The following is a 14,914-nucleotide window of genomic DNA, read 5'->3' on the forward strand; positions in this document are numbered from 1 at the left end:
TGCGCAGGAAGAATTAGCTCTTAATCTTCCTGTAGATAAACAGTACCACCAACGCACCGATTACCGCCACGATAAAGCTACCAAAATTAAACCCGTCCACCTTGCCAAAACCGAAGAAGGTGCTGATCCAGCCACCAACTACAGCACCGATGACACCGAGAATTACGGTAACGATAAAACCACCGCCGTCTTTCCCCGGCATAATCCACTTGGCTAAAATACCGGCAATAAGCCCAAAAATAATCCAGGAAATGATACCCATAGCTAACTCCGTCCTCTTTGTTACCTTGTAAATCTTTCGTATCTAAAATATTAGCATATATATTACGAAGTTTTTATTATTTTATATTTATCATGTGAATACTTGTCATATGAGAGATGATGGTCTACAGATTATGGCGTGGGTAACTCATATAAGGAGTGAAGAATGGGCTATTACGTCATAAAAAAATCGGAAAAGAACGTCTCTCAACCCTGGTATTTTGTGCTAAAAGCGGATAATCACGAAACGATTGCCTCCAGTGAAATGTATTCATCTAAGGAGGCTGCGAAAAAGGGGATTGCTTCAGTGCAGAAGAATGGAGCAAGTGAAACCATTAAAGACGAGACGCAGTAAAGTTCAGGGGGGAAATGCTCCCCCCTGATTATCTTATATCACTGCCGTGGTGAGCCGCGAAGAGCAGCAAAGACGCCCCTGCTCATCAGAGATTTCGATTTGCCAGACCTGGTGGCGAGAGCCAACGTGCAGCGCCCGGCACACGCCGCGAACCCTGCCGCTACGCACCGAGCGAATGTGATTGGCATTGACCTCCAGCCCCACCACCTTCTGCTCTCCTTCGCTACACAAATAGCCGGCCACCGAGCCTAACGTTTCGGCTAACACCACCGACGCGCCGCCGTGCAGTAGCCCAAAGGGCTGATGGGTGCGACCGTCTACCGGCATCGTCGCCTCGAGCGAATCATCGGTAATCGCTTCAAACTGAATATCCAGCAGACCGACCATATTGCCGTCACCCATCGCGTTCAGCTGTTCCAGCGTACTTTGACGTTTCCAAATCATCCAATAATCTCCAGTAACGCCTGCAGCGGGTGACGGACACCACTACCTTCAATACGCTTCACCTGGCTACGGCACGAATAGCCGGTAACCAGACAGCGGTTACGCGGTAGACGCTGCATTGCCTGCTGCCAGGAAAGTGCGTAGATGGCCAGCGAGTTGGCGTGATTCTTCACTTCATGGCCGTAAGTCCCGGCCATGCCGCAGCAGCCTACATTAACGTTTTCCAGCTTCGCACCGAAGCGCGCGAAAATATCCGCCCACTGTTTGGTCGACGCGGGAAGCGCCGTCACCTCGGTACAGTGGCCAAACAGATACCACGACTCGCCGCCCTGATCCTGCACGGCTGTCGCCGACAGCGCCTGCGGCAGCCACTCATGCACCAGCATCACACGAAAATCACCACGTTTATCGCCCAGCACCTGGTTGTATTCATCGCGATAGCAGAGCACCAGCGCCGGATCGACACCGACCATTGGCATGCCTAGCTGAGCCACGCGGTTGAGGAAATCGGCAGTTTTCTGCGCGGTGCGCGCGAAGCGCGTCAGGAAACCCTTAATATGCTGCGCCTTGCCGTTTGGCGAGAACGGCAGAAGTACCGGCTGATAACCGACCTTTTCCACCAGACGGACAAAATCGGCCACCACCTGCGCATCGTAATAACTGGTAAACGGATCCTGGACCACCAGCACCATTTTTGCTTTCTGCTCAGCACTCAGTCCTTCCAGCTGTTCCAGAGTGGTATTTACCGAGCGATGGCCGACCATCTGCTGTTTCAACGAGGGCGTCGAGAGCAGCGGTAAATCCACCATGCCGATATGCTTTTCCGACAGCTTGCGTATCCACGGCTGGTTAATAAAGAAGTTGAAGGTCTTCGGCGCATGCGCCATCAGCGGCGCATAGGATTCAACGGTTGCCACCAGATGATCGCGAACCGGGCGCAGGTAGCGGCTGTGATAGAGCTGCAGGAAGCGCGAACGGAACTCCGGGACGTCGATTTTTATCGGACACTGGGTCGAGCAGGCTTTACAGGCCAGACAGCCGGACATTGCCTCTTTAACCTCATGCGAGAAATCGTACTCTCCTTTGCGCGCATGCCAGCTATTACGGGTGCGTTCGACCAGGGTTCGCAGGCTGGCACGTTTTTCCGGCAGATCGTTTTCCAACTGGTTAGGATCGATACCACGATCCGCCAGCAGACGTAGCCATTCGCGCACCAGCGTCGCCCGACCTTTCGGCGAATGGATACGGTGGTTGCTGACCTTCATCGAAGGGCACATCGGGCTTTTGGCATCAAAGTTGAAGCACAGACCGTTGCCGTTGCACTCCATCGCACCGCGCCATGAGCTGCGCACCGCAATAGGGATCTGCCTGTCGAAAGTCCCGCGTTTAACCGCGTCCACTTTCATCATTGGCGCATCAACGCCTTCCGGTGGGCAAATTTTCCCGGGGTTCAGGCGGTTGTCCGGGTCAAACGCAGCTTTAATCTTACGTAACTCACCAAACAGCTCCTCACCGAAGAACGCCGGGCTGTATTCGGCGCGAAAACCTTTGCCGTGTTCCCCCCACAGCAGGCCGCCGTACTTGGCGGTTAACGCCACCACCTCGTCAGAGATGCGCTTCATCAGCATCTCTTGCTGCGGGTCGCACATATCCAGCGCCGGGCGCACGTGCAGCACGCCAGCATCGACGTGGCCAAACATGCCGTAGCTCAGGCCATGACCGTCAAGCAGCGCGCGGAATTCAACAATATAGTCTGCCAGATGTTCCGGCGGCACGCAGGTATCTTCGGCAAAAGGTATCGGTTTGGCCGCCCCTTTGGCGTTACCCAGCAGCCCGACCGCTTTTTTACGCATCGCATAGATGCGCTCCACGCCGTCGAGTTCATTACAAACCTGCCAGCCGATGACGCCCGCTTCGTTGCGCGAGATCAGCTCATCCAGACGCTGACATAACGTCGTCACCTGGCGGTCAATCATCTCGGCGTCATCACCGGCAAATTCGACGATATTCAATCCCAGCATCTCTTTATCCGGGACATCGGTGATCAGTTCGCTAACCGAGTGCCAGACAATATCTTCCCGCGCCAGATTGAGCACTTTCGAGTCGACGGTTTCCACCGACAGCGCCTTCGCCTCAACCATAAACGGCGCGTTGCGCAGCGCTGAGTTAAACGAATCGTATTTAATATTAACCAGACGACGCACTTTCGGCAGACGGGTGATATCCAGCCGCGCCTCGGTGATAAACGCCAGCGTCCCTTCTGAACCCGTCAGAATGCGGGTCAGATCGAATTCGCTCATCTCGTCATTAAAGACGTGGCGCAAATCGTAGCCCGTCAGGAATCGGTTAAGTTTGGGAAATTTATCGATAACCAGCTGCCGCTGCGCTTTACAGCGCTGATAAACCGTACGGTAAATACGCCCGATTGCCGACTGTTCAGCGCTCAGGGTTTCCGCCAGCGTCACGGGAATCTGCTGGGTATCAAGAATATCACCGCCGATCAGCACCGAACGCACGCCGAGAACGTGATCAGAGGTTTTGCCATAGACCAGCGAGCCCTGCCCGGAGGCATCGGTATTGATCATCCCGCCAAGCGTCGCGCGGTTGCTGGTCGACAGTTCCGGCGCAAAAAAGTAGCCGTAGGGTTTAAGATATTGATTAAGTTGGTCTTTAATGACCCCGGCTTCCACACGCACCCAACCCTCTTCAGGATTGATTTCAATAATGCGGTTCATGTAGCGGGACATATCGACGATGATGCCCGCGTTTAACGCCTGCCCGTTAGTGCCGGTGCCGCCGCCGCGTGGCGTAAAGATCAGCGTTTTAAAACGCTCTTCCGCCGCCACTCTTGCCAGCAGCGCAACGTCTGCCGTGGAACGGGGGAATAAAATCGCATCCGGCAACAGTTGATATACACTGTTATCAGTCGCCATTGTTAGCCTGTCGGCATAACTTGTGGCGGTATCACCGGTAAAACCTTGTTGCTCCAGTACCTGCAAAAAATTCAGCACCAGTTGAACGACACCTGGCGCTTGAGAAATTTGTGGGATCATGACGCTCGACCCTGCCTGACTATGTTGTGTTGTAAGTGATTAAACGTTTGCGTTGTGCACTCAACTTTTTATCACATTTTTTTCATATGCGCCCGCCAGAATTAAGTGCAAAATCAGGCGCGCGAACTTATTGATATTATTATCAGTATATGGAATTACGCTGCGTCAGCCTTTTGACGCGACTGCAAAGGTAAAATTTCACTATGATTAGCCCCAATCAGCCCCGGGACATACCGCAAGTTCTGCTGTCGGTGCTGTTTTTGTCCCTGATTATTATTTCCTGCCTGTGGGTTGTGCAGCCATTTATCCTGTCATTTGCCTGGGCCGGCACTGTGGTTATCGCCACCTGGCCAGTACTTTTGCGCCTGCAGCGCCTGCTTTTTGGCAAACGCTCTCTGGCCGTGCTGGTCATGACGCTGCTGCTCTTTTTACTGTTCGTTATCCCTATCGCACTGCTGGTCAACAGCCTGGTGGATAACAGCGCGCCGCTTATTAAAGTGGTCACCAGCGGCAACTTTACCCCGCCCGATCTGGCGTGGCTGAACAGTATTCCGCTGATTGGCGATAAGCTGTATACCGGCTGGCATAATTTGCTGGAGATGGGGGGAACGGCAATTATGACCAAAATTCGCCCCTACCTTGGCACCACCACTACCTGGTTTGTCGGCCAGGCGGCGCATATAGGCAAGCTGTTGGTTTATTGCGGCCTGATGCTGCTGTTTAGCGCCCTGCTGTACTGGCGCGGCGAACAGGTGGCCTATGGATTCCGCCACTTTGCAACTCGTCTGGCGGCAAAACGCGGCGATGCGGCAGTGATCCTCGCCGGTCAGGCGATTCGCGCCGTCGCGCTGGGAGTGGTGGTGACTGCGCTGGTTCAGGCGGTACTGGGCGGTATCGGTCTTGCCATCAGCGGCGTGCCCTACGCCGCGCTGCTCACCGTGGTGATGATTTTTACTTGTCTGGTACAACTGGGGCCGTTGCTGGTTCTGGTGCCGTCAATTATCTGGCTGTACTGGACCGGGGATACCACCTGGGGCACCGTACTATTGGTGTGGAGCTGCGTGGTGGGCACGATGGATAACTTTATTCGCCCAATGCTGATTCGGATGGGCGCAGACCTGCCGATGATTCTGATCCTTTCCGGCGTAATCGGCGGCCTGGTGGCTTTCGGCATGATTGGTCTGTTTATCGGCCCGGTGCTGCTGGCCGTCTCCTGGCGTCTGTACGATGCGTGGGTCAACGAAGCGCCACTGCCGCCGAAAGATCCTGACCTGGTGCTGGAAGAGCTCAGCGAGCTGAATACGCGAGCCCCTCTGGATAAATAGAGTGAAAAGGCGGGGAAACTCACCTTTAAATACTGTGCTCGTATTTTTGCCGGGCGGCAGCTAACGCCTTGCCCGGCAATGCCACTTAAACTTAAATAAAACTGATGCATCGCACACAGCAATCCCCTTTCCTCAAACTATTTTCCACATTTACTTCGCAGATTCTTTACCTCAATTTAACTATTGAGAGGAATCCGATCGACGCAAAAAATCTCTATGCCTACTATTAGCTCACGGTTATGAATCAACACATTGATTTATAAGCATGGAAATCCCCTGAGTGAAACAACGAATTGCTGTGTGTAGTCTTTGCCCATCTCCCACGATGGGCATTTTTTTGTCAGCTCACTTCGCAACGGCTCATCATGCGCCAGTCCCGTGGTAGCTCGTGAACCTCACCATTCACCGTTACGGTTGCCGTCCCGCGAATGTCTGTGGAGGATGCACCAATCTGCAGTTCAAACTCTCCCGGTTCGACAATTCGCTGACCGTCACGACGGGTGAAGTTGAGCATATCTACCGGCAAATAGAATCTCAGCGTTGCCGTTTCGCCAGGATCGAGCGTCACACGCTGGAAGGCCTTTAGCTCCTGGAGCGGGCGCACCATCGAGGCGACTTTATCGCGAACGTAGAGCTGAACCACCTCGCTACCGCGGCGTTCTCCGCTGTTGCGCACGGCAACCTGCACGGCGATTTCACCCTCCACGTTAACCTCCTGCGCCAGCAAATGTGGTTCGGCGTAATCGAACGTCGTCCAGCTTTGCCCGTAGCCGAACGGGTAACGTGAGCCAAAGTGAAACGCAAACGGCGTACCGCCGCTTTTCAGCTTATGGTTGTAGTAATAGGGCATCGCACCGGCGCTTTTCGGTACGCTGACCACTAAGCGTCCCTGCGGTTCGGCGCGACCGGTTAATACATCGGCAATCGCCCAGCCACCTTCCTGACCAGGTGCCCATGCCATAAGCAAGCCAGCAATGCTGTCTTCCAGCCCCTGTAGGTTATAAGGTCGCCCTCCGGTCATCACCACAATAACGGGTTTACCGGTGCCAACCAGTGCTTCAAGGAGTTGCTGCTGAACGCCCGGCAGATTCAGGCTGTCGGTATCAGAACCTTCACCTACTGTGCCACTCTGGAACAGACCCGCCAGGTCACCCACGCAGGCCACGACGATATCACTTTCCCGGGCGGCGCTTACCGCATCTGGGATCAGGCTGACGTCCAGCGAGACCGGTGATTGCTGCATCGGTTTGCCGCCGCTATCGCCAGGGAATACCGGCGCACCGGCCATCCGATGTTCAATAATATGACAGCCCTTAGCGTAGCTGACCTGATCCTCGCCAAGATACTGCCGCAGGGCGTTTAGCGGCGTAGTCACCTGCGAGACCTCATCCACCATATCGCTGATGATCAGGTGTACCGGGAAGCTGTAACCGCTCAGCAGCGCCAGAGGATCGTCGGCGGTAGGCCCCACGACCGCCACCTTCGGCTTACCCGACAATGGTATCGCGCCCCGGTTTTCCAGTAGCGTCAGCGAGCGTGTAGCAACATCGCGCGCCGCCAGACGGGCGCTTGTCGATTGCAGTACAATACCTGTCACGTCAGTATAGGGGTGTTCAAATAGCCCAAGGCGGAATTTCTCGGCCAGAGTGCGGGCGACAATCTCATCAATTTTCGCCATAGTGATTAATCCGCGATCCAGCGCCTCGCACAGGTGGCGTGCGCAATCATCTTTCGGCAATTCCACATCAAGACCGGCATTGAATGCCAGCGCTGCGGACTCCGCTGCATCGTGTGAGATACCGTGATGCTGATGCAGCAGACTGACGCCGCCGTAGTCGGCAACGATAATACCGTCAAAGCCCCACTGCTCGCGCAGAACGGTGGTCAGCAGGAAGCTATCGCTGTGGCCCGGCTGGTTATCGATATCGTGATAGGCTGGCATCACTGAACCGGCATTGGCCAGCTTCACCGCCATCTCAAACGGTAGAAGGAAGATATCGTTAAGTTCGCAAAAACCAAGGTGTACCGGAGCATGGTTGCGCGCGCCCTCGCTAAACGAGTGCCCGACGTAATGTTTGAGCGTCGCCAGCAGATCTCGTTTTTCACTTTGTAAGCCATTGACGTAGGCGCAGGCCATGACCCCAACCAGCCACGGATCTTCGCCAAAGGTCTCTTCGGTTCGCCCCCAGCGTACATCGCGAGAGACGTCCAGCACCGGAGCCAGCCCCTGTTTACAGCCGGTCGAACGGGCTTCAGCGCCAATTTCCCGCGCCACGCGCTCGACTAACTCAGGGTCCCAGGTTGAACCGTAGTTTAGCGATGAGGGAAACAGCGTCGCATCTTTGCACAGCAGCCCAACCAGACACTCTTCATGAAACAGTGCCGGAATGCCCAGCCGGGTCTCTTCGATCAGCATTTTTTGCAGGCGATTCGCCGCCCGTACGCCACTCTGCGCATCCACAATATGTGTCCCCAAGGGACGAGTGATTTGCCCGATGCCAAGTTTCAGCCTTTCCGCCAATGAAGTCTGCTCACTGACGCCAGCGAATTCATCGCTCATATCGCTGCGCTCACGGTGCTCACCATTTTCCACCAACACCAGCCAGTATGCGTGCATCTGAGCAAATTTTTCTTCGGTCGTCATTCGCGACAATAAATCCGCAACGCGTTCCGCGATAGGGCGATGAGCATCCTTATAAATCACAGTCATGTTATTACTCCTGTAGGGCTGAATTCAGCGTCGGCTGCGCTGTTTCTTGCGCGCGCGCTTCACGTTTATGGGCCAGTTCACGGGCGATGCTGTCTGCCGTACGGCTGTTGAGTTTGTAGAGCATCAGCAGAAGCGCCATGGCGATAAACAGTACCGATGGCACCAGAGTGAAAAGCGCATTGATGGTGTTTAACACCGTGGTGGATTGATTGAGCGCATTGGGGGCATAGTTCACCATTCCCAGCACCCAGCCGACGACGGCGCCGCCAAGCGCGAGGCCGAATTTAATGGCAAATAGCGCGGTAGAAAACACCAGACCATCGAGACGTCGTCCACTGCGATGTTCTTCGTAATCCACCACATCAGAGAACATAGTCCATTGCAGCGGCGTAGTGAGATTTTGAATAAAGCCAAAGATGACGTTGAGGCTCAATATTAACCACAATTGATTGGCGGGAATAAAGAAAATAGCCGCTGCAAAAACAACGTAAGTAATAATTGTCCACTGATAGGAACGTACGCGGTCAAATTTCCCGAGCAGGCGTGCAGATAATAATGCGCCGAGCAGCGCCGCAATCATCCCGGTAACGATAAATGTGAATACCATATCCGGGCGCTGCATCACATATTTGACGTAATACATGGTTGCCGAGCCGCGCGTCACCACCGCGGTAAGTAATAAAATATTGAAGATAAAAACGATGCGCCACTGACTATTTCCCGCTAGCAGCTTAAGGTCTTTTAATAACGAACCTGAGCTGTCGCCCTGCGGGGTATAACGCTCCCGGGTCAGGAAAAAACAGCTAAAGAAAAGCACGATGCCGAGGATACCCATCAGGGTCATGGCATAAAAATAGCCTTTTTGCGCATCACCCTGTCCCAGATGGGCGACCAGCGGCAGCGCAATCACGGTGACAATCAGCCCGCCAATAAACGACAGCGCAAAGCGCCACGACTGGAGCGAGTGACGCTCGTGCGGGTCCATCGTTAACGCGCCGGGCATGGCGCAATAAGGCACGTTAATCGCCGAATAGATAAAGCTTAAAATAGCGTAAGTAACACAGGCGTAAACGATTTTTGCCGTTGGTCCAACATCAGGGACGTAGAAAGTAATAATACAACTCACGCCAAACGGAATGGCGAACCACAATAGCCAGGGGCGAAAACGTCCGTGCCGGGTACGAGTTCTGTCGACCAGGGCGCCAATACAGGGATCGACCACCGCATCAATAACCCTGACGACCAAAAACATTGTCCCCATGATTGCGGCAGGTAAACCAAAAACATCAGTGTAGAAATAGGCCAAAAAAAGCGTGGCCGTTTGCCACACCAGCGCGCTGGCCATATCGCCAAGTCCATAACCTATTTTATCTTTTGTAGTGAGTACCGAGGAAAGTGTCATTATTATTATCCTGTACACAATAGAAGAGGTATTTCAGGAAGTGGTTATCATGATTTTTGATAACGTTGTGTCAGTATTAGTAATAAACAGAGAAGGGACAATTGTAGAAATTAACTGTCGGATTACGGTATTTTGTTTTTTCCGTTTTATGTGACTGAGCGCAAATAAGCGGTGCGGGTGTGCGAAAACAAAAAAATCCCCGCCATTACTGACGGGGATGACATATTTTAACGAAAATTTACTTATTCAGTTCAGCCAGGCCAAGCCAGGTTTGCACCACGGTGTCCGGGTTCAGGGACAGGCTATCAATCCCCTCTTCCATCAGCCATGCGGCAAAGTCTTCATGGTCAGACGGGCCCTGCCCGCAGATACCCACGTATTTGCCCTGCTTCTTCGCCGCGCGAATCGCCATCGACAGCAGCGCTTTCACCGCTTCGTTACGCTCATCGAACAACTCAGAGACCACGCCGGAGTCACGGTCCAGACCCAGCGCCAGCTGCGTCATATCGTTGGAACCGATAGAGAAACCGTCGAAGTATTCGAGGAACTGGTCGGCCAGCAGCGCATTCGATGGGATTTCACACATCATAATCAGCTTCAGGCCATTTTCGCCACGCTTGAGGCCCTGGCGTTCCAGCTCTTCAACCACCGCTTTCGCCTGCGCCACGGTGCGAACAAACGGCACCATGATTTCGACGTTAGTCAGGCCCATATCATTACGAACGCGTTTTACCGCGTCACACTCCAGCGCAAAGCAGTCGCGGAAGCTTTCGGAAACGTAACGACCGGCTCCACGGAAGCCCAGCATCGGGTTCTCTTCTTCCGGCTCATAACGCTCGCCGCCGACCAGGTTGGCGTATTCGTTAGATTTAAAGTCGGAGAGACGCACAATCACTCGTTTCGGGAAGAATGCCGCGCCAAGCGTCGAGATCCCCTCAGTCAGACGACCAACGTAGAACTCTTTCGGCGAGTCGTAGCCTTTCATTAGCTCGCGGATTTCGTTCTGCAAAGCCGGTTCCTGATCGTCAAACTCCAGCAGCGCGCGCGGGTGAACGCCAATCATTCGGTTGATGATAAACTCCAGACGCGCCAGGCCCACGCCTTCATTCGGCAAGCAGGCGAAGTCGAAGGCCCTGTCCGGGTTGCCGACGTTCATCATGATCTTCAGCGGCAGATCCGGCATTTCGCCAACGCTGGAGCTCTTAATGCTGAAGTCGAGGATTTCGGCATAGACGTAGCCAGTATCGCCTTCCGCACAGGAAACAGTGACGTTCTGGTTTTCCTCAATGCGTTCGGTCGCATCGCCGCAGCCCACTACCGCCGGGATCCCCAGCTCACGCGCGATAATCGCTGCGTGACAAGTGCGCCCGCCTCGGTTGGTGACGATCGCCGCCGCTTTCTTCATGATCGGCTCCCAATCCGGGTCGGTCATGTCGGTGACCAGCACGTCACCGGGCTCAATGCGGTTCATTTCACTGATATCGTGAATAACTTTTACCGGACCCGCACCAATACGGTGGCCGATGGCACGCCCTTCGGAAACAATCTGCCCCTGTGCATGGAGGGTATAACGCTCCATCACCTGGCCGCGCGAACGCACGGTTTCCGGTCGCGCCTGTACGATAAACAGCTTACCGGTGTGGCCATCTTTCGCCCATTCGATATCCATCGGACGGTTGTAGTGTTTCTCGATCTGCACCGCTTGTTTCGCCAGCTCCTGCACTTCCTCGTCGGTTAACGAGAAAACGTCGCGCTGCGCCTGCGGAACATCTTCGATACGCACCTGTTTCCCGTGTTCCTGGGTCGGGGCGTAAATCATGCGGATCTTTTTCGACCCCATGGTGCGACGCACAATGGCCGGGCGACCCGCTTCCAACGTCGGCTTATGGACATAGAATTCATCCGGGTTCACCGCGCCCTGTACGACCATTTCGCCGAGTCCCCAGGCGGAGGTGATAAACACCACCTGATCAAAGCCGGACTCGGTATCAATGGAGAACATCACGCCGGATGAGGCGAGATCGGAGCGCACCATTCTCTGCACCCCGGCGGAGAGCGCCACGCCGCGGTGATCGTAACCCTGATGCACGCGGTAGGAGATTGCGCGATCGTTAAACAGCGAAGCAAAGACGTGCTTCACCGCGACAAGCACGGCGTCAAAGCCCTGCACGTTGAGGAATGTCTCTTGCTGCCCGGCGAAGGAAGCATCCGGCATATCTTCGGCGGTCGCGGAGGAGCGAACGGCAAAAGAAGCCTCAGCGTCATCAGCGGACAGCTGGGTATAGGCATCGCGAATCGCATTTTCCAGTTCACTCTGGAACGGCGTATCAATGATCCATTGACGGATCTGCGCGCCCGCTTTCGCTAATGCGGAAACGTCGTCAATGTCGGTTTCATCCAGCAGTGCATAAATGCGCTGGTTAACACCGCTTTGGTCCAGGAACTGATCAAAAGCATCAGCGGTGGTGGCAAACCCGTTCGGTACGGAAACACCCATACCAGAAAGATTCGTAATCATTTCACCCAGGGAGGCATTTTTGCCTCCAACCCTGTCTACATCATTCATGCCGAGTTGGTTATACCAAAGCACCAGCGGTGACGAGCCATTGTTGGACATCGAGACAATCCTTTTGTGATTTAATACCAGTGATAAATAATTCACGATCGACTACGGGATTTATCCTGACATATTTACGCGGCTTAAAAAAACGGTGAATCGTTCAAGCAAATTATTTTTTCGTTTTTAGGATTCTTTTCCAGATATAGCTAACTTAATGATTCTTCAAGAATCTGGTGGATTTTGATACAAAAGATACGCAGTTACAAAAAATGAATAGGGCTTTTCATTAAAAATAAAAATAGCGTTTCACTTTTTAAATATGAGACAAAGCCTGGAGCGATATGCTTAAATTTAATATCAGCTTTCAGGTAATTAAACTCTTTATACCGGATGGTCAAAATGGAAAGTGCTGTAGATCGCCACGTGTTTTATATTTCCGACGGTACCGCCATTACGGCAGAAGTGCTGGGTCATGCGGTTATGTCGCAATTCCCGGTCGCCATTAGCAGCGTGACCCTGCCGTTTGTCGAAAATATCAGCCGCGCGCGCGCCGTGAAGGAACAAATTGACGCGATTTTTCAACAAACCGGTATCCGTCCGCTGGTCTTCTACTCCATCGTTATTCCGGAAATTCGCGACATTATCATGCAAAGCGAAGGATTTTGTCAGGACATCGTTCAGGCGTTGGTGGCTCCGCTGCAACAGGAATTACGTCTTGACCCGTCGCCGATCGCTCATCGTACTCACGGACTGACGCCGGGTAATCTGAATAAGTACGACGCACGTATCGCTGCTATCGACTACACCCTCGCTCACGATGACGGGATTTCACTGCGCAACCTCGACCAGGCCCAGGTGATCCTTCTTGGCGTTTCGCGCTGTGGGAAAACGCCCACCAGCCTGTATCTGGCAATGCAATACGGTATTCGCGCCGCCAACTACCCGTTTATCGCCGATGATATGGACAATCTGATTCTTCCCGCATCGTTAAAACCGCTACAGCACAAACTATTCGGGCTAACTATCAATCCGGAACGTCTGGCGGCTATCCGTGAAGAGCGACGGGAAAATAGCCGCTATGCTTCCATGCGTCAGTGTCGGATGGAAGTGACCGAAGTGGAAGCTCTCTATCGCAAAAATAAGATACCTTGCCTGAACAGTACCAATTACTCAGTGGAAGAAATCGCCACTAAAATCATGGACATTATGGGGCTAAGTCGCAGAATGTACTAACGAGCTAGTACATTATCAAAAATTTGTTTATGCTATCACCCATGGCTCATACAGGATCATGCCCTGCTCTTGCAATAAGCAGGGATTGGTTTATCGTGATGCGCATCACTTCCCGGCATTTTCGCCGCGGAAGAAACAGATTTTTGAGACCCCCAATGAATAAAACAGACGAATTGCGTACCGCGCGCATTGAAAGCCTGGTAACGCCCGCGGAACTGGCGCAACGGCACCCTGTGTCTGCCGATGTTGCAGCACACGTCTCCGCTTCTCGCCGCCGAATCGAGAGGATCCTCAACGGTGAAGATCGCCGCCTGCTGGTGGTGATTGGCCCATGTTCCATTCACGATACTGATGCGGCGATGGAGTATGCGCACCGCCTGCAAGGAATGCGCGAACGTTACCAGCCGCAGCTGGAAATCGTGATGCGCACCTACTTTGAAAAACCGCGCACGGTGGTTGGCTGGAAGGGATTGATTTCCGATCCTGACCTGAACGGCAGCTATCGAGTCAATCATGGCCTTGAGCTGGCCCGCAGCCTGCTGTTGCAGGTAAACGAGCTGGGCGTGCCGACCGCCACCGAATTTCTCGATATGGTGACCGGGCAGTTTATTGCCGACCTGATTAGCTGGGGCGCTATCGGCGCGCGCACCACCGAGAGCCAAATTCACCGCGAAATGGCCTCGGCGCTCTCCTGCCCGGTAGGATTTAAGAACGGTACCGATGGCAATACGCGTATTGCCGTTGACGCCATTCGCGCTTCCCGCGCCAGTCATATGTTCCTGTCGCCAGATAAACAGGGGCAGATGACCATCTACCAGACCAGCGGCAATCCTTATGGTCATATCATTATGCGTGGCGGGAAACAGCCAAACTACCACGCCGCCGATATCGCCGCTGCCGGGGATGTGCTGGCGGAATTCAACCTGCCGCAGCAGTTGGTGGTTGATTTTAGCCACGGGAATTGCCAGAAACAGCATCGCCGTCAGCTGGACGTCTGCGCCGACATCTGCCAGCAGATCCGCACGGGATCAACCGCCATCGCCGGGATCATGGCCGAAAGCTTCCTTCAGGAAGGCACGCAGAAGGTTATCCCCGGCCAGCCGCTGGCCAGGGGACAATCGATTACCGACCCTTGCCTGAGCTGGGAAGATAGCGAACGCCTGCTTGCGGAATTAGCCGCAGCAACCGCAACCCGCCTTTAGCCCTTCTCCCTACCACATTCGTGGTGGGGATATTTTCTCAGCCCCCGACAACAAACCTGCCAAATATGGTATTCCTGTAAAAAATACTTGCCGTGAAAATCAACATTATTGATAATGATAATCATTGTTGCTTTGATTTTTATTTTTGAGTGCTATGACGCGTATGGATAACACTGCCACAGCAGAAAAAACAAAAGACAATGCCCCTTATCCCGTTTCCACGGACAGGCAGATAAACAGCCGCACGTTATTAGGTAGCGAAGGACGGGTGGTTATCGAACACGACGGTCAGCGTTATTTACTGCGCCAGACCAATGCGGGCAAGCTGATACTGACCAAATAATTATCCCCACCGATAACGGCAGGGAT

General features: G+C 53.6%; 11 protein-coding genes and 1 other RNA gene. 6 read left to right on the forward strand and 6 right to left on the reverse strand.

Annotation, left to right across the window (positions count from 1 at the left end):
- Positions 1–13: 13 nt before the first annotated feature.
- A complete protein-coding gene (locus QVF11_RS16340) occupies positions 14–262 on the reverse strand; it encodes a GlsB/YeaQ/YmgE family stress response membrane protein (RefSeq protein WP_110275741.1) in 249 nt (82 codons plus the stop codon).
- A 165-nt stretch (positions 263–427) separates the two neighbouring features.
- Here QVF11_RS16340 and QVF11_RS16345 point away from each other — a divergent pair, with 165 nt between their 5' ends.
- Positions 428–616, forward strand: coding sequence for a YegP family protein (locus QVF11_RS16345; protein ID WP_110275740.1), 189 nt, complete (start codon positions 428–430; stop codon positions 614–616).
- Between the two features lie 33 nt (positions 617–649).
- Here the strand turns inward: QVF11_RS16345 and menI are convergent, their stop codons facing one another.
- Positions 650–1,060: a 1,4-dihydroxy-2-naphthoyl-CoA hydrolase gene (gene menI / locus QVF11_RS16350; protein ID WP_112213422.1), complete on the reverse strand. Its 411-nt coding sequence runs from the start codon at positions 1,058–1,060 to the stop codon at positions 650–652.
- A complete protein-coding gene (gene ydiJ / locus QVF11_RS16355; RefSeq protein WP_287858264.1) occupies positions 1,057–4,113 on the reverse strand; it encodes a D-2-hydroxyglutarate dehydrogenase YdiJ in 3,057 nt (1,018 codons plus the stop codon). Before ydiJ ends, menI begins: the two co-directional genes overlap by 4 nt.
- 203 nt (positions 4,114–4,316) lie before the next feature.
- Between ydiJ and ydiK the strand changes: the two genes are divergently transcribed.
- Positions 4,317–5,438, forward strand: a complete 1,122-nt coding sequence (gene ydiK / locus QVF11_RS16360; RefSeq protein ID WP_112213420.1) for an AI-2E family transporter YdiK — start codon at positions 4,317–4,319, stop codon at positions 5,436–5,438.
- Between the two features lie 233 nt (positions 5,439–5,671).
- Positions 5,672–5,779: antisense sRNA RprA (gene rprA, locus QVF11_RS16365), an RNA gene on the forward strand.
- Here rprA and QVF11_RS16370 read toward each other — a convergent pair.
- From QVF11_RS16370 to ppsA, 3 genes are all read right to left on the reverse strand, one after another.
- Complete coding sequence (locus QVF11_RS16370; protein ID WP_287858266.1) at positions 5,779–8,148, reverse strand: glycoside hydrolase family 3 N-terminal domain-containing protein; 2,370 nt, start codon at positions 8,146–8,148, stop codon at positions 5,779–5,781. The two genes, rprA and QVF11_RS16370, sit on opposite strands and share 1 nt — an antisense overlap.
- A gap of 4 nt (positions 8,149–8,152) precedes the next feature.
- Positions 8,153–9,550, reverse strand: coding sequence for an MFS transporter (locus QVF11_RS16375; protein ID WP_287858268.1), 1,398 nt, complete (start codon positions 9,548–9,550; stop codon positions 8,153–8,155).
- Between the two features lie 238 nt (positions 9,551–9,788).
- Positions 9,789–12,167: a phosphoenolpyruvate synthase gene (gene ppsA, locus QVF11_RS16380; RefSeq protein WP_112213417.1), complete on the reverse strand. Its 2,379-nt coding sequence runs from the start codon at positions 12,165–12,167 to the stop codon at positions 9,789–9,791.
- 342 nt (positions 12,168–12,509) lie between these two features.
- On the opposite strand from ppsA, the gene ppsR reads away from it, so the two are divergent.
- The 3 genes from ppsR (at position 12,510) to hemP (ending at position 14,888) form a co-directional block, all read left to right on the forward strand.
- Positions 12,510–13,343 (forward strand): posphoenolpyruvate synthetase regulatory kinase/phosphorylase PpsR, encoded by an 834-nt coding sequence (ppsR, locus tag QVF11_RS16385; RefSeq protein WP_110275732.1) that lies wholly within the window; start codon positions 12,510–12,512, stop codon positions 13,341–13,343.
- A gap of 155 nt (positions 13,344–13,498) precedes the next feature.
- Positions 13,499–14,545, forward strand: coding sequence for a 3-deoxy-7-phosphoheptulonate synthase AroH (gene aroH, locus QVF11_RS16390; RefSeq protein ID WP_287858271.1), 1,047 nt, complete (start codon positions 13,499–13,501; stop codon positions 14,543–14,545).
- Positions 14,546–14,708: 163 nt separating this feature from the next.
- Positions 14,709–14,888, forward strand: a complete 180-nt coding sequence (gene hemP, locus QVF11_RS16395; protein ID WP_112213502.1) for a hemin uptake protein HemP — start codon at positions 14,709–14,711, stop codon at positions 14,886–14,888.
- Positions 14,889–14,914: the final 26 nt, after the last annotated feature.

The sequence above is a fragment of the Klebsiella sp. genome (assembly GCF_027492335.1).
Taxonomy (GTDB): Bacteria; Pseudomonadota; Gammaproteobacteria; order Enterobacterales; family Enterobacteriaceae; genus Klebsiella; species Klebsiella huaxiensis.

What these genes read in the sequence shown, in the direction of transcription:
- QVF11_RS16375 (WP_287858268.1), bottom strand. Translation starts at nt 9,550, where the DNA reads ATGACACTTTCCTCGGTACTCACTACAAAAGATAAAATAGGTTATGGA.
- aroH (WP_287858271.1), top strand. Translation starts at nt 13,499, where the DNA reads ATGAATAAAACAGACGAATTGCGTACCGCGCGCATTGAAAGCCTGGTA.
- QVF11_RS16345 (WP_110275740.1), top strand. Translation starts at nt 428, where the DNA reads ATGGGCTATTACGTCATAAAAAAATCGGAAAAGAACGTCTCTCAACCC.
- ydiK (WP_112213420.1), top strand. Translation starts at nt 4,317, where the DNA reads ATGATTAGCCCCAATCAGCCCCGGGACATACCGCAAGTTCTGCTGTCG.
- menI (WP_112213422.1), bottom strand. Translation starts at nt 1,060, where the DNA reads ATGATTTGGAAACGTCAAAGTACGCTGGAACAGCTGAACGCGATGGGT.
- hemP (WP_112213502.1), top strand. Translation starts at nt 14,709, where the DNA reads ATGGATAACACTGCCACAGCAGAAAAAACAAAAGACAATGCCCCTTAT.
- QVF11_RS16340 (WP_110275741.1), bottom strand. Translation starts at nt 262, where the DNA reads ATGGGTATCATTTCCTGGATTATTTTTGGGCTTATTGCCGGTATTTTA.
- ppsR (WP_110275732.1), top strand. Translation starts at nt 12,510, where the DNA reads ATGGAAAGTGCTGTAGATCGCCACGTGTTTTATATTTCCGACGGTACC.
- ydiJ (WP_287858264.1), bottom strand. Translation starts at nt 4,113, where the DNA reads ATGATCCCACAAATTTCTCAAGCGCCAGGTGTCGTTCAACTGGTGCTG.
- QVF11_RS16370 (WP_287858266.1), bottom strand. Translation starts at nt 8,148, where the DNA reads ATGACTGTGATTTATAAGGATGCTCATCGCCCTATCGCGGAACGCGTT.
- ppsA (WP_112213417.1), bottom strand. Translation starts at nt 12,167, where the DNA reads ATGTCCAACAATGGCTCGTCACCGCTGGTGCTTTGGTATAACCAACTC.